The 23,943-nt window shown below is 71.4% G+C and carries 15 protein-coding genes and 3 pseudogenes; 6 read left to right on the plus strand and 12 right to left on the minus strand.

Annotated elements, in window-relative coordinates; all coding sequences use genetic code 11:
• Positions 1–58 precede the first annotated feature (58 nt).
• The 7 genes and pseudogenes from AB0C12_RS39760 to eno all read right to left on the minus strand — a co-directional run bounded on the left by AB0C12_RS39760 (position 59) and on the right by eno (position 5,595).
• The gene (locus tag AB0C12_RS39760; RefSeq protein WP_360555918.1) at positions 59–1,087 is read right to left on the minus strand and encodes a hypothetical protein; all 1,029 of its coding nucleotides are present in this window, start codon (positions 1,085–1,087) and stop codon (positions 59–61) included.
• Positions 1,084–1,413: a PadR family transcriptional regulator gene (locus tag AB0C12_RS39765; protein ID WP_360555919.1), complete on the minus strand. Its 330-nt coding sequence runs from the start codon at positions 1,411–1,413 to the stop codon at positions 1,084–1,086. The genes AB0C12_RS39760 and AB0C12_RS39765 overlap by 4 nt, the downstream gene beginning before the upstream one ends.
• 243 nt (positions 1,414–1,656) lie before the next feature.
• Positions 1,657–2,553 (minus strand): annotated as a pseudogene (locus tag AB0C12_RS39770) (Ppx/GppA phosphatase family protein); the annotation flags it as partial.
• A 9-nt stretch (positions 2,554–2,562) separates the two neighbouring features.
• Positions 2,563–3,066: an amino-acid N-acetyltransferase gene (locus tag AB0C12_RS39775; protein ID WP_360555920.1), complete on the minus strand. Its 504-nt coding sequence runs from the start codon at positions 3,064–3,066 to the stop codon at positions 2,563–2,565.
• 10 nt (positions 3,067–3,076) lie between these two features.
• Positions 3,077–3,603, minus strand: a pseudogene (locus AB0C12_RS39780) (DUF501 domain-containing protein).
• Positions 3,590–4,201: pseudogene (locus tag AB0C12_RS39785) on the minus strand (septum formation initiator family protein); the annotation flags it as partial. The pseudogenes AB0C12_RS39785 and AB0C12_RS39780, both read right to left, overlap by 14 nt.
• Before the next feature lie 110 nt (positions 4,202–4,311).
• Complete coding sequence (eno, locus tag AB0C12_RS39790) at positions 4,312–5,595, minus strand: phosphopyruvate hydratase (RefSeq protein ID WP_360555922.1); 1,284 nt, start codon at positions 5,593–5,595, stop codon at positions 4,312–4,314.
• Between the two features lie 169 nt (positions 5,596–5,764).
• Here eno and AB0C12_RS39795 point away from each other — a divergent pair, with 169 nt between their 5' ends.
• Both AB0C12_RS39795 and AB0C12_RS39800 read left to right on the plus strand, forming a co-directional pair.
• Positions 5,765–6,382, plus strand: a complete 618-nt coding sequence (locus tag AB0C12_RS39795; RefSeq protein WP_360555923.1) for a hypothetical protein — start codon at positions 5,765–5,767, stop codon at positions 6,380–6,382.
• A gap of 45 nt (positions 6,383–6,427) precedes the next feature.
• A complete protein-coding gene (locus tag AB0C12_RS39800; protein ID WP_360555925.1) occupies positions 6,428–7,117 on the plus strand; it encodes a hypothetical protein in 690 nt (229 codons plus the stop codon).
• A 1,053-nt stretch (positions 7,118–8,170) separates the two neighbouring features.
• On the opposite strand, the gene AB0C12_RS39805 is transcribed toward AB0C12_RS39800, so the two are convergent.
• The 4 genes from AB0C12_RS39805 to mfd all read right to left on the minus strand — a co-directional run bounded on the left by AB0C12_RS39805 (position 8,171) and on the right by mfd (position 15,272).
• A complete protein-coding gene (locus tag AB0C12_RS39805) occupies positions 8,171–9,787 on the minus strand; it encodes a DUF885 domain-containing protein (RefSeq protein WP_360555927.1) in 1,617 nt (538 codons plus the stop codon).
• A gap of 84 nt (positions 9,788–9,871) precedes the next feature.
• Positions 9,872–10,822 (minus strand): MazG family protein, encoded by a 951-nt coding sequence (locus AB0C12_RS39810; protein WP_360555928.1) that lies wholly within the window; start codon positions 10,820–10,822, stop codon positions 9,872–9,874.
• Positions 10,822–11,592 carry a hypothetical protein gene (locus AB0C12_RS39815; protein ID WP_360555930.1) on the minus strand — a complete coding sequence of 257 codons (771 nt, stop codon included), beginning with the start codon at positions 11,590–11,592 and terminating at the stop codon, positions 10,822–10,824. The genes AB0C12_RS39810 and AB0C12_RS39815 overlap by 1 nt, the downstream gene beginning before the upstream one ends.
• Before the next feature lie 56 nt (positions 11,593–11,648).
• Complete coding sequence (gene mfd / locus AB0C12_RS39820) at positions 11,649–15,272, minus strand: transcription-repair coupling factor (RefSeq protein ID WP_360555932.1); 3,624 nt, start codon at positions 15,270–15,272, stop codon at positions 11,649–11,651.
• Positions 15,273–15,498: 226 nt separating this feature from the next.
• On the opposite strand from mfd, the gene AB0C12_RS39825 reads away from it, so the two are divergent.
• From AB0C12_RS39825 to AB0C12_RS39840, 4 genes are all read left to right on the plus strand, one after another.
• Positions 15,499–17,295, plus strand: a complete 1,797-nt coding sequence (locus AB0C12_RS39825) for an enoyl-CoA hydratase-related protein (RefSeq protein ID WP_360555934.1) — start codon at positions 15,499–15,501, stop codon at positions 17,293–17,295.
• An 82-nt stretch (positions 17,296–17,377) separates the two neighbouring features.
• Positions 17,378–19,207 (plus strand): glycosyltransferase family 2 protein, encoded by a 1,830-nt coding sequence (locus tag AB0C12_RS39830; protein ID WP_360555935.1) that lies wholly within the window; start codon positions 17,378–17,380, stop codon positions 19,205–19,207.
• The gene (locus tag AB0C12_RS39835) at positions 19,204–21,153 is read left to right on the plus strand and encodes a galactose oxidase-like domain-containing protein (RefSeq protein WP_360555936.1); all 1,950 of its coding nucleotides are present in this window, start codon (positions 19,204–19,206) and stop codon (positions 21,151–21,153) included. The genes AB0C12_RS39830 and AB0C12_RS39835 overlap by 4 nt, the downstream gene beginning before the upstream one ends.
• A gap of 3 nt (positions 21,154–21,156) precedes the next feature.
• Positions 21,157–22,224 (plus strand): glycoside hydrolase family 6 protein, encoded by a 1,068-nt coding sequence (locus AB0C12_RS39840; protein WP_360555938.1) that lies wholly within the window; start codon positions 21,157–21,159, stop codon positions 22,222–22,224.
• Positions 22,225–22,281: 57 nt separating this feature from the next.
• On the opposite strand, the gene AB0C12_RS39845 is transcribed toward AB0C12_RS39840, so the two are convergent.
• Positions 22,282–23,856 (minus strand): lysyl oxidase family protein, encoded by a 1,575-nt coding sequence (locus tag AB0C12_RS39845; RefSeq protein WP_360555940.1) that lies wholly within the window; start codon positions 23,854–23,856, stop codon positions 22,282–22,284.
• Positions 23,857–23,943: the final 87 nt, after the last annotated feature.

Genomic DNA, 23,943 nt, shown 5'->3' on the forward strand with positions numbered 1-23,943 from the left:
CGATCGGAGCACAAGGTAGCGACCCGGGCAGCGCCGCCGCGACCCCGTTACCAGGCCTTTACCTCGCCGAAGGTGAGACGCTCGGCGAAGTGGCCGAAGGGCTGGGCGAGGGCCTGACCGAAGGGCTGACCCCGGAGCCGTCCTCCATCGGCGGCACCGGACCCGGCCCGTTCGCCCCAGGAGCACCAGACGCCTCGCCTGCCGCCGCGCTGGCCGTGGCGGTCGGCGCCCGGAACGGATCCCGCTCGGCGCAGTACGGGTACGTGAGCGTCTGGACCTCGGTGTAGTTGCCCGACTCGTCGTAGCAGTACGCGTTGCCCAGGCGCAGCGGCGCGCCGTTCTGGTCGAAGATGCGCGCGTTCTGCACCAGCCGGCCCTGTTCGTCGTACACGAAGAGGTCCTCGATGTTGCCGTACGGGTTCGAGTTGTCATAGTTGACGTCCGCGTAGGGCGCGCCGCGACTGCTGCTGTCGGCGCTGAGGAAGCCGCCGAGCGCGACGAGCACCAGCACCACCGAGCCCGCGTAGAGCGCCAGCTGGGGCCAGTGGGACAGCCGTACCGAGCGGCGGCCGAGCCAGATCGAGCCGAGGATCCCGGCCGCGAGCAGCAGCAGGGCGACGGCCTCGCTGCCACCGATGCGCGGCAGCAGACCGATCGGCTGGCCACTGTCGTCGAGCATCCAGGCGAGCACCATGGCGGCCAGATAGCCGCGCAGCACCCACCACGCCGGGCGCAGCTGCACCAGGAAGTCGCTGGCCCGCTCGGCGCCGAACAGCGGGCCGAGCCGCACGTCGGCGACGCGCAGCCGGGCCACGGCCACGTCGCGCATCTCCTTGAACTGGTCGGTGCGCCCGGGCGGATCGGGGAAGCCACCGACGAAGCCGGCGCTCATCCGCAGATCCGCGGCGTACGCCTCGGGGCTGCCCAGGCGGTCGGTCAGCGAACCCTCGCCGTCGGCCGCCACCTCGGCGAGGTGCTCGGGCAGATCCTCGAGCAGTTCGTCACGCAGCGACTCGGGCAGGTCACCGAGGGCCGCGCGGACGGCGAACACGTACAGATTGATCTCGTCCTGAGCTGTGGTGATCACGCCGTCTCCCGCTCGCGAAGCAGATCGTCCATCGTGGATGCGAAACCGTGCCAGACCTTGCCGGAGCGCTGCAACTCGGCCCGGCCGGCGGGGTTGAGCGCGTAGTACTTGCGGTGCGGACCCTCGTCGCTGGGCACGACGTAGGTGGTGAGCAGGCCGGCGTTGAAGAGCCGGCGCAGGGTGCCGTAGACGGAGGCGTCGCCGACCTCGGCCAGCCCGGCCGTCCGGAGCCGGCGCAGGATGTCGTAGCCGTAGCCGTCCTCGTCGCGCAGGGCGGCGAGACAGGCCAGGTCCAGCACGCCCTTGAGGAGCTGGGTGGTATCCACGCGGTGCACACTACTTCGCGATGCGAAGTAGTGTCAAAGGCACGGTACCGGTGTTGAGGGATCGATCGCCGTTACCGGCCTGCCGGACCACTTTCGCACCGCCGGTCAAGGCGGCCGGGCGGCTCAGTCGCGGGGGGTGGCGGACCGCAGGGTGGAGAAGAACTTCTTGAGGGTGGGCTCGTCGGCCTTGCGCGCGGGGTGGGCGGCGGGCACCGCGTCCTCCTCGGCCGCCGGATCCACCTGCGAGAAGGCGATGCCGTCGAGGATGTCGTGCTCGCTGGCGATCACCGAGCTCTTGCCGGCGCGTTCCATGATGATGCGCAGGATCAGGGCCCCGGCGCCGATCACGTCCGCGCGCCCCGGATGCATCACCGGCAGGTCGCGCCGGTCGGCCACCGTCGAGCCGAGCAGATCCTGGGTCACCTTCGCCACGTCGTCGTACGGGATCCGCGCGTGGTGGATCCGCTCCGCGTCGTACCGGGAAAGGTGCAGAGCCAGAGCGGCCACCGTGGTGACCGAACCGGCCAGCCCGACCAGCGTCGCCGCGCCGTGGCCGGACACCGTCCGCAGGGCGGTGTCGACGGCCTTGGTGATGTCCTGCTCCGCCGCGGCGATCTCCGCCGCCGTGGGCGGGTCGCTGCGCAGGTGCCGCTCGGTCATCCGGACACAGCCGATGTCCATCGAGATCGCGTGCCGGACCTCGGCGCCGCCCACCACGAACTCGGTGGAACCGCCGCCGATGTCGACCACCAGATACGGCTGGTCGGCCGTCAGGCCGGTGACCGCCCCGGCGAACGACAGCCGGGCCTCCTCGTCGCCGCTGATCACCTCGGGATCCACGCCCAGGGTGGCCCGGACCATCGCGGTGAAGTCGGCGGCGTTCGCCGCGTCCCGCGACGCCGAGGTCGCGCACATCCGGACCCGGCCCACCCCCAGCTCGGCGATCTCGGTCGCGTACCCGAGCAGGGCCTTGCGGGTGCGCTCGATCGCCTCCGGCGCGAGCCGGCCGGTGCGGTCGACGCCCTCCCCGAGCCGGACGATCTCCATCCGCCGGGCCACGTCGGTGAGGCGGCCGCCGGCGATGTCCGCGATGAGCAGACGGATGGAGTTGGTCCCGCAGTCGATCGCCGCGACTCTCACGCTGTTCTCCTAGAGATGGAGGAGCATCCTCGTGTTACCGAGGGTATTCGGCTTCACCCGTTCCAGGTCGAGGAACTCGGCGACACCTTCGTCGTACGAGCGCAGGAGCTGCTCATAGACGCTGTGCGGGACGGGCGCGCCGTCGATCTCGGTGAAGCCGAACGAGCCGAAGAACCGGGTCTCGAAGGTCAGGCAGAACACCCGCGCCACGCCCAGCTGCCGGGCCACATCGAGCAGCTCCGCGACCAGCCGGTGGCCGATCTTGAGACCGCGGTACGCCGGATCCACCGCGACCGTGCGGATCTCGGCCAGGTCCTCCCACATCACGTGCAGCGCGCCGCAGCCCACGACCTGGTCGGTGGCCGCGTCCACGGCCACCCAGAACTCCGGCACGGACTCGTAGAGCGTGACGGTGGCCTTGCTCAGCAGCCGGCGGTCCGACGTGTACGTGTCCACGAGGTTCCGGATGGCCCGGACGTCGGACGTGCGCGCGCGGCGGATCTCGACCTGCATGCGGCCGAGTTTATTCAGCCGGCGGCGGCACGCACGGACTGCCTGTCCACCACGGCTCGACCGCCGCGCGGACCTCGTCACCGAACGGGTTCACCCCCGGCCCCGCCGCCAGGGCGTGCCCGAGGTGCACGTGCAGACACTTGACCCGGCAGGGCATGCCGCCGGCGGAGACGTTCCTGATCTCCTCGACGTGCTCGACGGCCTCGCGACGCTGCAGATAGTCCTCGTGCGCCTTCTCGTACTGCGCCGCGAGCGCCGGGTCGGCTGCGAGCCGGTCCTGCATCTCCCGCATGACACCGGCGGACTCCAGCCGGCTGCACGCCGCTGTGGCCCGCGGGCAGGTCAGGTAGAACAGCGTCGGGAACGGGGTGCCGTCATCGAGGCGCGGGGAGGTCTCCACCACGTCCGGGTTGCCGCAGGGGCACCGGTGCGCGATCGCCCGGGTGCCGCGGGGGCGGCGGCCGAGCTGCTGGGTGACTGCCTGCAGATCCGTCTCGGAGGGTGTCGTCATCTACTTCCGGGTTTCTGAGTTGGCAGCGGCCACGCTGCCCCAGAGGGTGTCGTACCAGCGGTTCCGCGTCTGCGCCGCGGTGCTCTTACCGGCGTCGCGGGCGGCGCCGGCCGGGTCGTTCAGCACCAGCAGCGGCACTTCACCGGGGCGCACGTAGAAGAGGCGGTCGCGGGCCTGGCTGCGGACGTACTCGGGGTCCTTCCACTTCTCCACCTCCTCGGTCAGTCCCTTGATCTTGGCCTGCTGCAAGGCCTGGTCCGCCTGCATCTGGGCGATCTGGGACTCCTGCGCGAGGTACACGCGGACCGGATAGGTGTAGGCCAGCGCGAGCGCCACCAGCACGACGATCAGCACGGTGGCCCGGCCGGTGAAGGCCTTGGGGCGGGTGGCGACGGTGCGCTTGGTCGCCCCGGTCGCGGCCGCGCGGCGCGCGGCGGCCGGCCGGCTGCCGGACCGGATGCCGCTGGTGGTGCGGGTGGCCGGCGTCCGGCGGGGCTCGATCCGGGTGGCGGCGGTGTCGCGGCTACGGGCCGGACGAGCGGCCGTACGGCTGCCCGGGCGTCCCGCATGACCGGTGGGACGACGGGCCGGGCCCTGACCACTCGGTGTGCGGCGCTGCGTCATCCCTGCCCCTCCCCCGGAGCTCGCCCAAGACCATGGAGTTGCGGCACCTGCCACTGGACACTATGCCCAGGCGACGCGGAGCCACAACTCCATGATCTGTCGACGCAGCGTTACGCGGTGCGGTAACGCGGGAACGCGCCCGCACCGGCGTACCGGGCGGCGCTGCCGAGCTCTTCCTCGATGCGCAGCAGCTGGTTGTACTTGGCGACGCGGTCCGAACGGGCCGGCGCGCCGGTCTTGATCTGGCCGCTACCCACAGCCACGGCCAGGTCCGAGATCGTGGTGTCCTCGGTCTCGCCGGAGCGGTGGCTCATCATCGTCTTGAAGCCGGCCCGGTGCGCCATGTCCACGGCGTCCAGGGTCTCGGTCAGCGAGCCGATCTGGTTGACCTTGACGAGGACCGCGTTGGCGGCGCCCTCGGCGATGCCCCGGCCGATGCGGGTCGGGTTGGTCACGAACAGGTCGTCGCCGACGATCTGCACCTTGCCGCCGATCTGGGCGGTGAGCGCGGTCCAGCCGGCCCAGTCCTCCTCGTCCAGCGGGTCCTCGATGGAGACGATCGGGTACGTCTCGGCGAGCTTGGCGTAGTAGTTGATCATCTCGTCGGTCGACTTCGGCGAGCCCTCGAAGACGTACGCGCCGTCCTTGTGGAACTCGGTCGCCGCGACGTCCATGGCCAGCACGATGTCGGTGCCCAGGGTGAAGCCGGCGGCCTGCACGGCCTCGGCGATCAGGTCCAGCGCGGCCGCGTTGGTCGGCAGGCTCGGCGCGAAGCCGCCCTCGTCGCCCAGCCCGGTCGACAGGCCCTTCTTCTTCAGCACCGACTTGAGCGCGTGGTAGACCTCCGCCCCGGTGCGCAGCGCCTCACGGAACGACGGCGCGCCGATCGGGGCGATCATGAATTCCTGCACGTCGACGTTCGAGTCGGCGTGCGCGCCACCGTTGAGGATGTTCATCATCGGCACGGGCAGCACGTGCGCGTTCGGGCCGCCGACGTAGCGGAACAGCGGCAGCTCGGCGGAGAGCGCGGCCGCCTTGGCGACGGCGAGCGACACGCCGAGAATGGCGTTGGCGCCCAGCTCGGACTTGTCGGCGGTGCCGTCGATGTCGAGCATCTTCTCGTCGATCAGGCGCTGCTCGCTGGCCTCGTAGCCGAGCAGCTCGTCGGCGATCTTGTCCTCGACGTTGCTGACCGCCTTCTCGACGCCCTTGCCGAGGTAGCGGCCCTTGTCACCGTCCCGCAGCTCGATCGCCTCGAAGGCGCCCGTGGAGGCGCCGGACGGCACCGCGGCGCGTCCGACCGTGCCGTCGTCCAGACCCACCTCGACCTCGACGGTGGGGTTGCCCCGGGAATCGAGAATCTCCCGGGCGACGATCGCTTCAATGGTGGCCATGTGTCGTGTCGCTCCTTGCGCTCGTATGGATGGATTCCAGACCGCGACCCTGCGGCCCACCACGCGCTAGAGCGTATCGACCCGGGGTGTCGCCCGTGGCGGCGGCCGGTGAACTCGCGGCGCCACATGCCTCAGGCGGGGCCGGAAAATGCCGATCTCGGGTATCGCCATGACTACTACCGTGCTCCTTCCCGATGCCGGCTCGTACGTCGAGATGACCGCCTCCGACGAGCAGGCCGCCCGTGTCCGTGTCGTGCACGCGGAGGGCAAAGGTCTGACCCTGTCGGCCCCGCTGGTCGCCGTCCCCGTCGTGGGCGCGGACGTCACCCTGCGCTGGTCGGCGGCCCCCCGCGGCCGGTACGCGCTGACCTGCGCGGTGCTGGCGGTGGCCGAGAACCGGCTGCAGGTGGAGGCCCGAGGCGAACCGCTGGTCGAACAGCAGCGCCACTTCGTCCGCGGCGGTGGCGGCGAGCAGGTGATCATGCACCGGGCGGGATTCCCGGACGCGAACGGCTGGATCCGCGACATCAGCGAACACAGCATGCGGGCCCACTTCGAGGACACCAACGTCCGCGACGGCGAAGACCTGCAGCTGCGCATCGAACTGGGCAGCGAGATCATCGACGTGGGCGCGACGGCGTCGAAGGTCGAACGGCTGGCCCAGCAGGTGCCGCCGGGGCCGATGTCGGTGGAGCTGGTGGCCATCTTCGACGTGACGGAGGCGCAGGCCCGGGTGATCCGCCGGTACGTGATGCGCCAGCAGCTGCTGAGCCGCACCCGGGCCTGAGAACTGGTTTGCGCGCGGTTGCACGCATCGGCAAAGGTGGGTCACGTGCCTGTACTCAGCCGACGCCTCGCCACGGCCGTACTCATGCTGTGCGTCGCGACGGCGGGCTGCTCGGACCTGGACGAGTCGAGCCAGGGCCTGACCCGCAACGACCTGGTGGCAGACCTGGCGGCGCAGATGACGTCGGCGGCGGACCTGACGTACGAGGCGAACTACCAGCTGCCGGGCGGCGAGAAGGCAACGGTCGCGCAGACCCGGAAACCGGCCCGGACGGCGTACGTGTACCCCGGCGGCAAGGTGACGGTGACGGCGGACGCGACCACGGAATGCCGTACGGAAAAAACAACGACATGCACCCTGATGGCGCCGTCAACCGCGGCCAGCCCGGCCCCGGCCACGGTCTTCGAGGGCGCGGGCGAGAGCGGCCTGGTCCCCCCGGCGACGGTGCTGGCCCTGCTGAACGCGGCGGTACTGGACAACGACGTGGAAGTCGACCAGCACGACACGACCATCGCAGGACGGCACGCAACCTGCGTCCAGCTCCGGGGCGTCGACGACGCGGCGGCCCGCGACTTCACCACCTGCATTACGAATGAGGGGGTGCTGGGCAGCTTCGACGGCATCCTCAACTCGACCCGGGTGGAAGTGGCGATGACCCACTACTCGGAGGAGGTCGAGGAGGCGATGTTCGACCTGCCCAAGTCGGCCAAGCTGGTGGACCGCCGGGGCCGGTAGTCCGGGGGTCCGCTGAGCCGGCGGCTCACGCTCGGCTGGATCGGCCTCGGGCGGGAGGCGGCCGCTTGATTGTGGCGGCGTCGGGCTGGTCATCGGCGGCGCTCACAAACGACGCCTGCTCGTCACACCGCCTGTGACCCGGCCCGGCGCGGCTTGACCCGGCCCGGCGCGGCTTGGCGCGGCCCATTGCGGGAAGCGCGGCCCAGCGCAGACCTGGCACGAGGCTGTTGCGCGCTGTGTTGGCATGGCCAGAGTGGGAGCAGCTTGATGGGCTGGCGCCGTCGGAGATCTTGGTAGCTGATGGCCCCTATCACGGCCGAAAATTACCAAGGTCCATTGCAACCGCAGCCCGCTCGGCGCGGCGCGAGCGCGGCGCGGCCAGGTGCGGCCAGGCCCGAGTGCGACGCAACTCAATGCGAGTGCGCGTGCGACACAGACAGGCGCGAAGGCGACACAGCCAGGCGCGGCAAGCGCGAGCACGGCGCTGCCCGGCGCAGACCGGCGCGGCCAGGCCCTTGCCTGGCGCAGCCAAGCGCGAGCGCGGCGCAGCCCGGCCCGCGCGCGACACAGCCCGGCGCGGCTAAGCGCGAGCGCGGCGCAGCCCGGCGCGGCTAAGCGCGAGCCCGGCGCAGCCCGGCCCGCGCGCGACACAGCCCGGCGCGGCCAAGCGCGGCGCAGCCCGGCCCTGCGCGGCGCAGCCAAGCTCGAGCGCAACACCGCCCAGTGCAGCCAAGCGCGAGCCCGGCGCAGCCCGGCCCGCGCGCGACACAGCCCGGTGCGGCTGGGACCGGTGTCGCGTAGCGCAAGGACTCCCCGATCGCACAGGCCGGCACGGCCCGGCGCACCGCGACGGCGCCCGACGTAGTCGTCCTGGCCCAGCCCGGCCGAAACCAGGGCCGAGACAGCACCACCCGGCATGCCGCAGTCGCCCTCAAGGCCACCGCCCAACCCGCCGCTCAGCCAAACACCACCACGCCCACCCAACGCACCCAACGCACCCAACGCACCCACGGCCCACGGCCGATGATGGCCGCGCCAAGATGTGGAAGCGCCTCAAACTCCCAGCAAAGTGCGCAAGTGCCGAGGTGGCGGTGATCCGTGCGCCAGCATTGCGTCGTGCCAGGCTTTGGGTGTGGCGCCGAACGGGCGGGCCGCTGCGATCGCCGACATTTCTGTGTAGCCCACGAAGTATGTCGAGAGCTGGGTTGAGGTCAGTAGCGCCCGCTTCCACTTGCCGGCGGCTTCGCCTTCCTCCTGGAAGCCTCGGCCGGTCATCATTGCCATTGCTTCGTGCTCGGTCAGGTCTTCGCAGTGCACCAGCTGGTCCAGGATCGCGTTGAGGCTCATGCGGAGCTGCATCTTGAGCTGCTGCAGGCGTACCGGCAGGCCACCGAAGCCCAGTCCGGCCATCAGCTCCTCCGCGTAGACCGCCCAGCCCTCCACGAACGGGCCCGAGAAGCCCAGGGCCCGGACCCGGGTGTCGGCGCGGAACCGGCGGGAGTGCGCCAGCTGCAGGAAATGGCCCGGCATCGCCTCGTGGACCGTCAGGTTGCGCAGCATGTGGTCGTTGTATTCGCGGTAGAACGACTCCACGCGGTCCTTGGGCCAGTCCGATGGGGCCGGGGCGATGCAGTAGAACGTCGGCACGTCCGCGGTTTCCAGCGGGCCGGGTGGGTCGCAGTAGGCCACCGCCACGCCGCGGGCGAACTCGGGCATCTCCTCGATCACGCACGGGTCGTCGATCTGGGTCATCAGGGCGTGCTCGCGGACGAACTCCGTTGCCTCGCCCATTGTCACCTTGGCCAGGTCGACGATGGTGCTGTCGTCGGGGTGCTGCGCGGCCAGGGTGTCCAGGGCGCGGCGGACGGTTTCGTCGGTGGGCGGGCCGCCGGCCAGCTCGGCTGCGGCCGCGCGGAGCTGCTCGCCCACCTCGGCCAGGTTGCGTTCGGCGCGGGACAGGACCTCCGCGGCCGGGAGCTCGGTGTCGAGGGTGTGCCACAGCCGGGCCTCCCACAGCGGGCGGCCCAGACGCGGGTCGCGGCCCGGCTCACCGCTCTCGAGCCGGGCCTTGAGCCAGCCGTCGAACTCGGCCAGGGCGGCCAGGGCGGTGGCCGCGGCCGGCTCGATCGCGGAGCGCAGGCCCGGCGCCTCGGCGAGCAGGCCGGGCACCTGGTCGCGGATGAGGGTGGCCGCGCCGGCGAACTGGCCGACCGCGATCTCGGTGTGCAGGCGAGGCACATCGCGCAGGACCGCGCGGGCGGTGGCGAGGGCGTCGGGTACGGCCGCCAGCCGGCCCCCGAGGCTGGTGAGGCGTTCCTCCGCGGGGGCGAACGGGCGGGCCAGCAGGGTGTGCAGCATCGGGCCGGGGTTGTGGACCAGCGGATTCCACTCGTGCTCGCGGACGTCGCTGAGCTCGAACATGCCGCGCTCGACGATGGCGGACAGGATCGCGTGGTCGACCTTTTCCTGGTCGTCGAAGTCGTCCGGATCCGTGCCGGACAGGGCGTCGGCGGCGTCCCGCAGCATGGTCACCCGGTCGGCCACCGCACCGGGCGACAGATCGGGCAGGCGATCGTCGAAGCGGTGGTCACCCGCATACGACGCCAGCGCGGGGTCGGTCTCCAGGATGGCGTCGACGATGCTCTCCGCGAGCGGCACGAACTCCGGCATGGAGCGAAATCTACTCGTCGGGTGCGACATTCTCCCGCCGGCGAGACCGAAGCGGCCAGCAGGATCAGAGCGGCAGGCGGAAGGTCAGCCCTCGGCTTTGCGGATCTCGGCGGCCAGCTCCAGGGCCGCCTGCCGCAACGCGGCCTCCGCGTCGAGCCCCTGCGACCGCGCATCCGCGACCAGCCGCAGCAACGTCGGACCCAGGCCCGGACCGGACGGCAGCGGCACGCCCACCCCGGCCCGCTCAGCGCGCTGGAGGATTTTCGCCGCCAATGACAGGGCCGGCTGGCTCAGCGCTATTCCTTCCAGCACCGAGTCGCGGGCCTTTTCCGCCTTCTTGATGCGTTCCCAGTTGTCGATGATGTCCTCGACGCCGCCGACCTGCTCGCCCGCGAAGACGTGCGGGTTGCGGCGGATCATCTTTTCCACCAGGCCGCCGGCCACGTCGTCGACGCTCCAGCGTTCGTCCTCCGGGAGGTTCTCGGCCAGCCGTGAGTGCAGGACCACCTGGAGCAGTACGTCGCCGAGTTCCTCGCGCAGGGCTTCCAGGTCGGACGCCGCGATCGCGTCGTACGCCTCGTAGCTTTCCTCCAGCAGGTACGGCGCCAGGCTCTCGTGGGTCTGCTGCAGTTTCCACGGGTCCCCGCCCGGCGAGGCGAGCCGGTCCATCACCGCCACCGCGTCCAGCAGCCGGGCGCCCGGCGGGTCCCAGGAGCCGTAGCAGAGCTCGAGCTCGGCCAGGGCGGGCTCGCGGGCCAGGCGCAGGCCGAGGCGCCGGGCGAAGTCCTCGTCACCGGCCGCCCCGGCCAGCCAGATCACCGTCGGGTGGGTCGGCAGCGCCGCGATCAGGGTCTCCGGGTCGGGCTCGATCACCGTGACCGTCACTCCGGAGGAGCGCAGCGCGTCCACCTGATCGCTCTCGCCCGGGGTGAAGACCGGGTGGGCGCGGAGCAGGTCCCAGGCCTCGGCCGTGAGCAGACCGGCCGGCAGCCGCGGGGACGTGACCAGCAGGACGATGCGTCCGGCTGGGTCCATCAGGAGACGTCGGTGACGAACGGGGCCTCGGAGGCGCCGGCGCCGGCGAGCGACAGCTCGACCAGGGCCACGTCGGCGTTGCCGGCCTGCGCCGACAGCAGGACGAGCTGCTGGTTGCCGTAGCGGGGGTTCAGCTTGACGTCGTCCTCGGCCACGATCTTGGCGAGCTCGTTGCGCAGGCCGATGCTCTGCTGGAGGGCCTGCTTGTTCTCCGCCGAGAGCTGGGTCTTGAACTGCTCGAACGGCGTCGCGCCGGCCTGGCTGCCGGACAGCAGCTTGTCGTAGACCGGGCGCAGGTCGGCGTCGGTCAGCGGGGCCGGGGCCACCTTGGGCAGCAGCGCCGCCCGCAGCTGGAACGTACGCGTGTAGAGCTTTGTGTACTCCCAGTTGGCGGAGTAGTTCGAGCCCTGTGCGACCTGCTCGATCGTGGGCTCGGCGGCGGCCTGCACGCCGTGCGCGCTCGCCGCCTGCTCCAGCAGCTGGATGGTGAGCAGGGCGTTCAGCACGTCCTTCTGCTTGAACGGGACCTGCACCGGCGGGACGGGCTGGGCCGAGGCGCCGGCCTTGCCCTGCTGCTGCTGGACCTGCTCGCGGGCCTTGGTCAGCTCGTCGCGGGCCTCGTCGTAGACACCTTCGACCCTGGCCTCGGTGATCGTCCGGCCGTCACCCAGGTACGCGGCCACGTCGGGCTCCGCGCGGCAGGCGGACAGGCCGCTCACCGCGAGGGCGGCGACGACGGCGGTGGATGCGAGTCGGCGGGCACGCTGCATGGTTAGCACTCTCTCACGGCTGATGTGACGTACACCGCCCACCCCCTGATATCGGATCATGCCGGCACCGGGGCCGGAACCTCGCCGAGCACGTCCTTGAGCAGCTGGGCGCACCACTGCAGCAGGGCCTGGTCGCGCAGCGGTTCGCCACCCACCCGCCGGGTCGTCGGCCGGGGCACGCTGACCTGGTCGTTGGTGGTCTTGTAGACGGCGTCCGGGTGGTAGCGCTTGAGCCGCATCTGCTTGGAGTCGGGCAGCGGCAGCGGCGAGAAGCGCAGGTGCTTGCCCTGCACCGAGACGTCGGTGAGGCCGTACGCCCGGGCGAGGAGCCGGAACCGGGCCACCGCGATCAGGTTCTTGACCTGCTCGGGCGGCTCGCCGTAGCGGTCGGTCATCTCGGCCACGACCTCGTCCAGGCGGGCGTTGTCGCGGGCCTCGGCGAGCTTGCGGTACATCTCCAGGCGCAGCCGCTCCACCGCGATGTAGTCGGTCGGCAGGTGCGCGTCGATCGGCAGGTCCACCTTGACCTCGGGCTCCTCCTCGGGCCGTTCGCCCTTGAAGGCGCTGACCGCCTCGCCGACCATCCGCACGTACAGGTCGAAGCCGACGCCCTCGATGTGGCCGGACTGCTCGCCGCCGAGCAGGTTGCCGGCGCCGCGGATCTCGAGGTCCTTCATGGCCACGTACATGCCCGCGCCGAGCTCGGTGTGCTGCGCGATGGTGGCGAGCCGCTCGTGGGCGGTCTCGGTGAGCGGCTTCTCCCGCGGGTAGAGGAAGTACGCGTACGCGCGCTCACGGCCGCGGCCGACCCGGCCGCGGATCTGGTGCAGCTGGGACAGGCCGAGCAGGTCGGCCCGCTCGACGATGAGGGTGTTGGCGTTCGGGATGTCGATGCCGGACTCGACGATGGTCGTGCAGACCAGCACGTCGAAGTCCTTCTCCCAGAAGCCGACCATCACCTTCTCCAGGGCTTCTTCGCTCATCTGGCCGTGCGCGACGGCGACCCGCGCCTCGGGCACCAGCTCGCGCAGCCGGCGGGCCGCCTTGTCGATCGACTCGACCCGGTTGTGCAGGTAGAAGACCTGGCCGTCGCGCAGCAGCTCGCGGTGGATCGCCGCGGCCACCTGCTTGTCGTCGTGCGCGCCGACGAAGGTCAGCACCGGGTGCCGTTCCTCGGGCGGGGTGGCGATGGTGGACATCTCGCGGATGCCGGTGATCGCCATCTCCAGGGTGCGCGGGATGGGCGTGGCCGACATGGTGAGCACGTCGACCGAGGCGCGCAGGGTCTTGAGCTGTTCCTTGTGCTCGACGCCGAAGCGCTGCTCCTCGTCGACGATGACCATGCCGAGGTTCTTGAAGCGGGTCGCCGCGGCCAGCAGCCGGTGGGTGCCGATGACGATGTCGGCGGTGCCGTTGGCCGCCTCCTCCAGCGTCTGGGTGGCTTCCTTGGGCGTCTGGAAGCGGGAGAGCTGCTTGATCGTCACCGGGAACTGGCTCATCCGCTCGGCGAAGGTGTTGTAGTGCTGCTGGGCGAGCAGCGTGGTGGGCACCAGGATGGCCACCTGCTTGCCGTCCTGGACCGCCTTGAACGCCGCCCGGACCGCGATCTCGGTCTTGCCGTAGCCGACGTCGCCGCAGATCAGCCGGTCCATCGGGACGGCCAGCTCCATGTCGTGCTTGACCTCGACGATCGCCGCCATCTGGTCGGGGGTCTCCGTGTAGGGGAACGCGTCCTCCAGCTCACGCTGCCACGGGGTGTCCGGGCCGAACGCGTGGCCCTTGGACGCCTGCCGGGCGGCGTACAGCTGGATCAGCTGGGCCGCGATCTCGCGGACGGCCTTGCGGGCCCGCGCCTTGCTCTTCTGCCACTCCGAGCCGCCCATCTTGTGCAGCGCCGGCGACTCGCCGCCGACGTAGCGGGAGAGCTGGTCGAGCTGGTCGGTGGGGACGAAGAGCCGGTCGCCGGGCTGGCCGCGCTTGCTGGCCGCGTACTCGATGACCATGTACTCGCGCTCGGCGCCGTTGACCGTGCGCTGCACCAGCTCGACGTACTTGCCGATTCCGTGCTGCTCGTGCACGACGTGGTCGCCCGGCTTGAGCTCGAGCGGGTCGATGGTGTTGCGCCGCCGGCTGGGCATCTTGCGCATGTCCTTGGTGGACGCGCCGCGGCCGCCGGTGATGTCGTTGCCGGTGATGATCGCGAGCCGGGAGCTCTCGTCGACGAAGCCGTGGTTGAGCCCGCCGCAGGTGACCAGGAGCTGGCCCGGCTCGATCGCGGTTCCGATGGCGTCGACCGGGGTGACTCCGAGGCCGGCGTCGCGCAGCAGTTCGGTGGCGCGCTGGGCGGTGCCGTGGCCCTCGAAGACCAGCGCGATGGCCCACTGCTCGCCGGCCCACTGCCGCAGGTCCGCGGCGAGCTTGGCGGTGTCGCCGTGGTAGAGCGGCACGGGCTGGGCGTGCAGGCTGATGGCGTCGCCGAGGTCGGGCGCGACCTCGACGGCGGGCGTCTCCAGCCACGGGGTGTCCGAGGCGGCGGGCTCCTGGGTCGGGTCCAGGCCGAACGGCGAGACGGTCCACCACGGCTGGTGCAGGACCGCGGCGTGGGCGCGTACGTCGGCGAGGGTCTTGAACGCGGCGGCGCCGACGTCGATCGGGGCCTGGCCGCCGACGGCGGCCGCGGCCCAGCTGGCCTCCAGGAACTCGTCGGAGGTACGGGTCAGGTCGTGCGCCCGGGTGCGGATCCGCTCGGGGTCGCAGAGCAGCACGTGCGTGCCCCGCGGCATGCAGTCGATCAGCAGCTCCATGGAGTCGGTGCCGTCCATGAGCGCGGGGGCCAGCGACTCCATGCCCTCGACCGGGATGCCGTCGGCCAGCTTCTCCAGGATCTCGCCGATCTCGGGGTGCTGCTCGGCCAGCTCGGCGGCGCGGGCACGGACCTGCGGGGTGAGCAACAGCTCGCGGCAGGGCGGGGCCCAGAGTCGCGGGACCTCGGAGATCGTGCGCTGGTCGGCGACGGCGAAGGTGCGGATCTCCTCCACCTCGTCGCCCCAGAACTCGACCCGGGACGGGTGCTCGTCGGTGGGCGGGAAGACGTCGAGGATGCCGCCCCGCACGGCGAACTCGCCGCGCTTGGTGACCAGGTCGACCCGCGCGTACGCCATGTCGGTGAGCCGCCGCGCGACGGTCTCCAGCTCGGCGGTGCCGCCGGTGGCCAGCTCCACCGGCTCGAGGTCGCCCAGGCCCTTGAGCTGGGGCTGGAGCAGGCTGCGGACGGGCGCGACGACGACCTGGACCGGCTCGACGCCGGTGGCGTCCGGATGGGCCAGGCGGCGCAGCACGGCCAGCCGGCGCCCGACGGTGTCGGAACGGGGCGAGAGGCGCTCGTGCGGCAGGGTCTCCCAGGACGGGAAGACGGCGACCCGGTCGGGCGAGATCAGGCAGCCCAGCGCGTCGGCCAGGTCGTCGGCCTCGCGGCTGGTCGCGGTCACGGCCAGCACCGGGCGGCCGGCGCCACCGTGCTCGGCCGGGCCCGCGACGGCGGCCACGACGAAGGGTCGCAGCGCGGCGGGCGCGGTCAGGTCCAGCGCGTCGGAGTCGGCGCCGCCCTTGCGGGCCAGGTCACGGGCCCGGGCCAGCCCGCGGTCCCGCAGGGCGGCCGGGATCAGGCCACTCAGCTGCATGGGAGGAACTTCCGCGAAGATCCATCAGGTCGCATGGAAAAAGACTCCCGTGAGGCACATCGAAAAACCCCGACGCCAGTTGGACGGGGGGTATGCCCCAAAGCTTAGTCCGCCGCCCGACACTATCGGGACCGTGGACCGCTATCGGACAGCATGTCCGACATAACGGCAAAGAGGTGGCCAAGACTGCCCGCGGGTCGTTGGGGGAATTGTCTGGGGAGGCAATGTGCGGGTTCTGCTGCTCGTGTCGGCGTTCAACGGTCTGAGCCAGCGGGCCTGGTGCGCGCTGCGGGAGGCGGGCCACGACGTCGGGGTGCTGCTCGCCACGGGTGCGCAGGACATCATCGACGGCGTCGCCGCGGCCGAGCCCGAGCTGATCCTGTGCCCGTACCTCAAGGACCGGGTCCCCGCCCAGGTCTGGCGCAAGTACCGCACGGTGATCATCCACCCCGGGCCGGTCGGCGACCGGGGTCCGTCGTCGCTGGACTGGGCGATCACCGAGGGCGTGACCACCTGGGGGGTCACCGCGCTGCAGGCCGTGCAGGAGATGGACGCCGGGCCGATCTGGGCCACCCGGACGTTCCCGATGCCCGTCGGCGCCCCGCGCAAGTCCTCGCTCTACCAGGGACCGGTGGCCGATGCGGCGATGGAGTGCGTCTTCGAGGTCCTGGCCAAGGCGGCCGATCCGGGGTTCCGCCCGGTGCCGGCCGCGGAGATGACCATCGAGGTGCCGGGCACCCGGGCCCGCCCGGTGATGAAGCAGGCCGACCGGGCGTTCGAGTGGTCACTGTCCAGCGAGCAGATCCTCCGGCGGATCCGCGCGGCCGACGGCGCTCCGGGCGTACGGACCACGGTGGGCGGGCTGGAGGTGTTCGCGTACGACGCGCATCCCGGGCTGGCCCGCGGCGCCCGTCCCGGCACCGTGCTGAGCCGCCGCCAGGGTGCTGTGCTGGTGGCCACCGGCGACGGCAGCCTGTGGCTGGGTCAGCTGCGTGACGCGAGCCGCCCGGGACAGGTGAAGCTGCCCGCCACCACGCTGCTCGGTAAGCGGCTGCACGACGTACCCGACTCGCCGCTGCCCCCGGGCACGGAACCGGAGGGACCGTCGTACCGGCAGGTGCGCTACCGGCGGACCGGGCCGGTCGGCTGGCTGGCCTTCGACTTCTACAACGGCGCGATGTCGACCGGGCACTGCCGGCGGCTGCTGGCCGCGCTGCGGCACGCCGCGGCCCAGGACACCCGGGTGCTGGTGCTGCGCAGCGGCACCGACGCCTTCAGCAACGGCATCCACCTCACGGCGATCGACGCCGCCGCCGATCCGGCCGCCGCGGCCTGGGCGAACATCAAGGCCATCAACGCGGTGTGCCGCGAGATCATCTCGTGCACCCGGCAGGTCGTGATCTCCGCGTACGCGGGCAGCGCCGGCGCCGGTGGCGTGATGCTGGGCCTGGGCGCGGACATCGTGGCGGCCCGCCGCGGCATCGTGCTCAACCCCTACTACGACATCGGCCTGTACGGCTCCGAGCTGCACACGTACACGCTCCCCCGGCGCGTCGGGGCGGACACCGCGCAGCGCCTCATCGACGCCAAGCTGCCGGTCAGCGCCGAGCAGGCGGCGTCGCTGGGCCTGGTCGACGAGGTCGGCCCGCGCCACCCCGAGGCGTACACCGAGTGGCTCACCGCGCTCGCCGGCCGGCACGCCGAGGCCCGTGACGCCCGCCGCCGGCAGTCCGCGAAGGCCAAGCGGCTCGCCGCCGAACGCGTGCCGCTGGACGTCTACGAGGCGCGCGAGCTCGCGGAGATGAGCAGCGACATGTTCGGCGACCGGTCCGGTTTCGCCGCCGCCCGTAAGGCTTTCGTCGGCAAGCTGCGCCCGGCCTCGACACCGGCCCACCTGCTGCTGGGTCCGCGCACGGAACAGGCCGCGGCCCGTCCCCGCCAGCTCAACCGGCCGCGGGCCGGTAGCGGGAGTGCGGCCGACACCCAGGTGCGGGTGCGGTCAGCCGTGCCGCTGTCCGCCTGACGCTGCCTGCTCGGCTCCGGCGAGCGCCTCCGGCGTTCTCGCCGACACCGCCATGCCCGGGTCCGATTGTGAGAGGACGCCGATGAGCGACCCCGTTCCGCCACCGCACCCCGTTCCCGCACCGCGAGCGGCCGTGGATCCCGCCCTCGCGCGGGCCTTGAACAACCCGACCGTGCTGCTCCCCGGCCGGTACGAGTACAGCAGCTACAGCGTGCTCGCCGGCCCCGCGGAGGTGCCCGCCCCCGGCCCGGCCCGGGTCAGGATGCGCCCGCTGGCCCGGCGCCGGCCGCTGACCACCGTGCTGATCACGCTGTTCGCCTTCACCTTCGAGACCACGTTCTTCGCGTGGCTGTTGTCCTCGATGGAGATCCCGGACGCGGGGATGCAGCCGTGGCTCTACGCCGCCACCGTCGTGATGATCGTGGCGACCGGCCTGATCGAACTCTTCCGGCTGGTCAACGTCTTCACGCTGTGCCTGGCCACGCTCTGGGCCCGCGATCCGGTGCCGATGGTGCCGGACCGGGCGCTGCGGGTCGCCTTCCTCACCACCATCGTGCCGGGCAAGGAACCGGTCGAGATGGTCGAGCGGACTCTGCGCGCGGCGCGGGCGATCCGCCACCCCGGCCGCTACGACGTGTGGCTGCTCGACGAGGGCGACGACGACGAGGTCAAGGCCATGTGCGCGCGGACCGGTGTGCACCACTTCAGCCGTCGTGGCCGCGCCGAGTTCAACACCCCGGCCGGGGCGTTCAAGGCGAAGACCAAGCACGGCAACTACAACTCGTGGGTCAGCGACCACGGCGACGACTACGACGTCTTCGTCTCGGTCGACCCGGACCACGTGCCGATGCCCAACTTCTGCGAGCGGCTGCTCGGCTACTTCCGCGATCCCGACGTGGCGTTCGTGGTCGGCCCGCAGATCTACGGCAACTACGACAACGTGGTGACCCGCTGGGCCGAGTCCCAGCAGTACCTGTTCCATTCGCTGCTGCAGCGGGCCGGCAACCGGCTCGGCGTCTCGATGCTGGTCGGCACGAACAACGCGGTGCGCATCTCGGCGCTGCGCAGCATCGGCGGCCTGCAGGACTCCATCACCGAGGACATGGCCACCAGCCTGGTGCTGCACAGCAGCCGCAACCCGCACTCCGGCAAGCGCTGGCGCTCGGTCTACACCCCGGACGTGCTCGCGGTCGGCGAGGGACCGTCGTCGTGGACCGACTACTTCACCCAGCAGCACCGGTGGTCGCGGGGCACGGACGAGGTCGTCGTCACGTCGTTCGTCAAGGTGATGTGGCGGCTCGGCTTCCGGCGGGCGCTGCACTACGGGCTGCTGATGTCGTACTACCCGCTGACCGCGCTGGCCTGGCTGCTCGGGGCCCTCAACGCCGTCTGCTATCTGGTGCTGGGGGCCAAGGGCGTCCAGGTGCCGCAGGAGGTGTGGCTGATGCTCTATGTGGACGCCGCCCTGTTCCAGCTGGGCCTGTACGTGTGGAACCGCCGGCACAACACCAGCCCGCACGAGGAGGCCGGCTCCTCCGGGCTCAAGGGCATGCTGATGTCCACATTGTCCACGCCGGTCTACGTCTCGTCGTACCTGAGCTCGCTGTTGCGCCGGCAGACCGGTTTCGTGGTGACGCCCAAGGGCGACTCGGCCAGCCCGGACCGGTTGCTGACGTTCGGGCCGGGCCTGCGCTGGGCCGCGTTCTACCTGGTGCTGCTCATCTGCGCGCCGATCGGCGGGCACGTCGACGGCGCGATGTGGCTGTGGCCCGGCCTCAATCTCGTGATCTGCCTGATGCCGCCGGCCATCTGGGCCGGCCAGGAGTACCAGCGCCGCCGGGCCGCCCCGACCGCGCCCGGTGGAACCCCAGAGAAGAAGTCCGCCACCGAACCCGTGGAGACCTACGTATGAAGCCCCGTCCCCGCCCGTCGCTGCTGCGCCGCCTGCTGAGCGGACTGATCGGCCTCGTCGTCCTGGGCCTGGTCGTCTTCGTCAACCGGCCCGTGGTGGCGTTCGGCTCGAACGCGTTGCACGACTTCACCATCAACCGCCAGTCCTACAAGGAGAAGTACGGCCACTGGGCACAACTGCCGGTGCCGCCCGGCTTCCGGGTCAACGCCATCCACGCGGCGCTGCTCAGCACCGGCAAGGTGCTGATCGTCGCGGGCAGCGGCAACAACCGGGACAACTTCGAGGCCGGCACGTTCCGCTCGGTGCTCTACGACCCCGCGCGGGACGCGTTCAGTGAGGTGCCCACGCCGACCGACGTGTTCTGCGCCGGGCACACGTTCCTGCCCAACGGCAATCTGCTGATCGCCGGCGGGACGAAGTCGTACGAGGTGCTGGCGAAGAACATCACGCACGCCGCCGGCGTCATGAAGATCAAGAACGAGTCGCCGGCCGGCGGTCCCCGGACCTTCCCCAAGGGCACCCGGCTGACCGGCGCGGACGGCAAGGTCTACCTGACCCGTACGGACGTGACCGTGCCGGCCGCGACCGCGATGAAGCACGGCGACAAGGTGATGACCCACGCCGGTGAGGTCGAGGTGTGGGTCGACGCCGCGGCCGAGGGCGACGCCGCGGTGGTGGACCACCCGGCCCAGTACGCGGTGGCCGGGCTCGAGGGCCTGGACCGGCGCAACATCTACGGCGTCTCCGACAAGATCACCCGGGAGAAGCAGGAGTACGGCGGCGACAAGACCTCCTACGAGTTCGACCCGCGGACCGAGCGGTACGTGCGCACCGGCGACATGGTCAAGAGCCGCTGGTACCCGACGCTGGCCGAGCTGCCCAACGGTGACGTGCTCGCGGTGTCCGGACTGGACGAGTTCGGCCGGATGCTGCCCGGCGACAACGAGCGGTACGTCCGGGACCAGCAGCGCTGGGTCGACGCCCCGCGGCTCAAGCGGGTCTTCCCCACCTATCCCGCGCTGCACCTGATGGGCGACGGCCGGCTGTTCTTCTCCGGCTCCAACTCCGGCTACGGCTCGGACACCGTCGGCCGTACGCCCGGGCTGTGGGACCTGACGAAGAACAAGTTCCAGGTGGTGCCCGGGCTGCGGGACCCGCGGATGACCGAGACGAGTTCGTCGGTGCTGCTGCCGCCGGCGCAGGACCAGCGAGTGATGATCTTCGGTGGTGGTGAGGTGGGCGAGTCGGCCGTGTCCACGCGGCGGACGGCCATCGCGGACCTGGACGAGGCGGCGCCCGCGTACCGGCCCGGTCCGGATCTGCCGCAGCCGGCGCGCTATCTGAGCACTGTGCTGCTGCCCGACGACACTGTGCTGACCACCGGCGGCTCCTCCGGCTACCGCGGCGGCGAGTACCGCGGCAAGACCCGCAGCGACCTGTTCAACGTGCAGATCTACCGGCCGGCGGCCAACCGGTTCGAGACCGCCGCGGAGTCGACCATCGGCCGCAACTACCACTCCGAGGCGCTGCTGCTGCCCGACGGCCGGGTCATCACCATGGGCAGCGACCCGCTCTACGACCCGGCCGGCAAGAACCCGGGTAGCTTCGAGCAGCGCATCGAGGTGTACTCACCGCCGTACCTGTTCAAGGGCCGCCGGCCGGTCGTCGGCGCCGGACCGTCCTCGGTGCAGCGCGGCACGACCGTCGACTTCGCCACCCCGGACGCCGGTCGCGTGCGCGCGGCCCGGCTGCTGCGGCCCAGCGCGGTCACCCACGTCACCGACGTCGACCAGCGTTCGGTCGCGCTCGACGTGACCCCGTCGGCCAACGGTGTGGCCCTGTCCATCCCGAAGGCCAGGGGGCTCGTGCCGTCGGGCTGGTACATGTTGTTCCTGGTGGACGACAAGGGCGTGCCGTCGACCGGTCGCTGGGTGCGGGTGCGCTGAGGGATGCCGAAACATGCCACCCCGACGCGGGGCCGCTGGGCGCTGCCCGTGGCCGGACTGGCCCTCGTGCTCGTCATAGCCGCCATCGTGGTGCTCGCGCGGCGCGGTGCGGACTCCCCCGTGGTGCTCGGTCCGGCGGCCGTCCGATCCGGTGACGCCGCCGGGTCCGCCGGGCCGCTCAGCGACCACCAGCTGTACGTCGATCCCAACGGTGCGGCGGTGAACCAGCTCGCGGCGTGGCAGGGCACCGGGCGTACCACGGAGATCGCCGCCATCCGGCGGATCGCCGACCAGCCCACCGCCACCTGGTTCGCCGACGGGTCGCCCGGTTACGCCGAGCGGGCCCGGCGGCTGGTCACGGCCGCGACCGCGGCCGGGCGGCTGCCGGTGCTCACTCTCTACAACATCCCGGAGCGGGACTGCTCCGGGCAGTCGGCCGGCGGCGCGGCCGACGCCGCGGACTACCAGGCCTGGGTACGCACCCTGGCCGATTCCCTGCGCGGTCATCAGGCGCTGGTCGTGCTCGAACCCGACGCCGTCCCGCAGGCGGTGCAGGGCTGCCTGGACGAGGACGCCACGGCCGAGCGCTACGACCTGCTCGCCGACGCCGTGGAAGCGTTGCGGGCAGTGCCGGGTGTGCTGGTCTACCTGGACGCGGGCAACCCGACGTGGATCACGCAGCCGGCCCGGCTGACCGCTGCGCTGCGCCGGGCCGGCATCGCGCGGGCGTCCGGCTTCTCGCTCAACGTGGCCAACTTCGAGACCACGGCGGACAACCTGGCCTACGGTACCCGGCTGTCCGCGCTGCTCAGCGGCGCGCATTTCGTCGTGGACACCAGCCGCAACGGCAACGGGCCGGCCCAGAAGGGCGGCGGCGACCGGCACTGGTGCAATCCGCCCGGACGGGCACTCGGCGAGGCGCCGACCACCCGGACCGGCGTGCCGCTGGCCGACGCGTACCTGTGGGTCAAGCGTCCGGGTGAGTCCGACGGCGCCTGCGGCAACGGCGCGCCGGCGGCCGGCGAGTGGTGGCCGGAGTACGCGCTCGACCTGGCCGGCTCCCCCTCCTGACGAGCCGCGGGCACCGGCTCCGATGGGAACCGGTGCCCGCGGGCCGTTCGGGCCGGGTCAGCCCTCGATGCCGTTGACCGGCGGCACCTCGAGGGTGCGCTCGGCCGGCGTGCCGCCCAGGATGATCTTGCGCAGGGCGCTGTTGTTGGTGGTGCTCAGCTCGCTGAGCTTGTTCGAGGGGTTGGCCTTGACCTCGATGTAGTACGTGCCGTTGGGCAGGTCGGTGACCTCGAACGACTGGCCCGGCAGCGACTGGGTGTAGGTGTCACCGTTGCCGATGTCGAGCACCTCACGCACCGCCACGGCGGTGTTCTGACCGCAGGAGCTGGACAGGTCGGTGTTGCTCGGGCGCCACTTGGCGTTCGGGATCGTGTAGTCGACCGCGTCCGTGTTCACCAGGCAGAACGCCTCCTTGCCGCTGCGCACAGCCTGCTTCTGGTCCGAGGTCAGCAGGTTGTACTGGGCGAAGTCGGTGAAGTGCCAGTGCCGGTGGCCGTCGCGCGGGTCCCACTCCATGGTGCCGGCGGCGACCGAGCCGACCTCCTTGCCCTTGGCGTCGAAGAAGTACTGGTACGCGTCCATCAGGTCGGTGCCGGTCTGCCGGAAGCCGTCGACCAGCAGCGGCGAGGTGCCGCCGTTCCAGACGGTGGCGCCGAAGCTCACGTACGCCTTGCCGTCGCCCTGCTCCAGCGCGATGCCCCAGGCCGGCAGCGAGCGCAGGTCGGGACGCGGGCCCTTCGGAATGGCCGCCGCCTTGACCGCCTTCGGCTTCTTCGCCGGCGGGCGGAACTCCGGCTTGTAGGCCGAGATCTGCGAGTTCGGGTCGCCCTGGGCAGCGTGCTCGTCGTGCTCGGCGAGGGCCGCGGCCTGCGCGGTGTCCGCGCCGGCCCGGGCGGCCTTGGCCTTGGCCTTGACGGCCGCGGCGGCACCCTTGCCCTCGTCGACGGTCTCCACCTTGACGTTCGCGGTGAGCGAGGAGCCGCCCGCCGCGATCTTGAAGTAGTCCTGGTACGTCTTGTTCAGCGTGACGGTCGCCGTGTAGTCACCGTCCGGCAGGTCGAAGTCGCCGGTCGACGGCAGGCTGTCGGTGACCGCGTTCCAGCCGGCCTGGATGCCCCAGACCGAGCCGAGGGTGAACGGGTTGTAGGAACAGCCCTGCGGGTACGGGTTGTCGGCCGGGGCGTCCCGCCGGGTCCGCGTCGAGGAGTAGTCGTTCGGGCAGAAGTCGGTCTTGTAGTTGGCCACCTCGGTGCCCGCGGCGTTCTTGATGCTGACCGTGGTGAAGTCCTTGAGGCCGTTCCAGCCGGTGACCATCCCGGCCGGCAGAGTCACCTCGGTCTTCTTGCCGTTCTTGAGGACGACCTGCTTGGCCACGATCGGGTCCGCGTACGACTTGCGGCTGGCCCGGATCTCGAACGGGTCCTTGCCCGCGATCACGTTGACGCCCAGATCGAAGAACAGGTAGGTCTCGTCCTCCCAGACGTAACGCTCGGCGACCACGTTGGTCGTCGCCTGCGTCAGCGCCAGCGGCGGCAGATCGGCGGCCGCGTTGGCCACGCCCATCCCGCCGGCGGCGATGCCGACAGCGGTGGCGACGGCGCCGGCCACCAGAATGCGGGTCCTTCTTGTCATGCTTTTCCTCCCCGGAGGCGGGTATCACGCACAGGTAAACTTCAATGGCGTGAAGCGGACGTAAGGGCTTGAGAGACTCACCTCGAA

It is taken from the genome of Actinoplanes sp. NPDC048967 (assembly GCF_040649415.1).
Classification (GTDB): domain Bacteria; phylum Actinomycetota; class Actinomycetes; order Mycobacteriales; family Micromonosporaceae; genus Actinoplanes.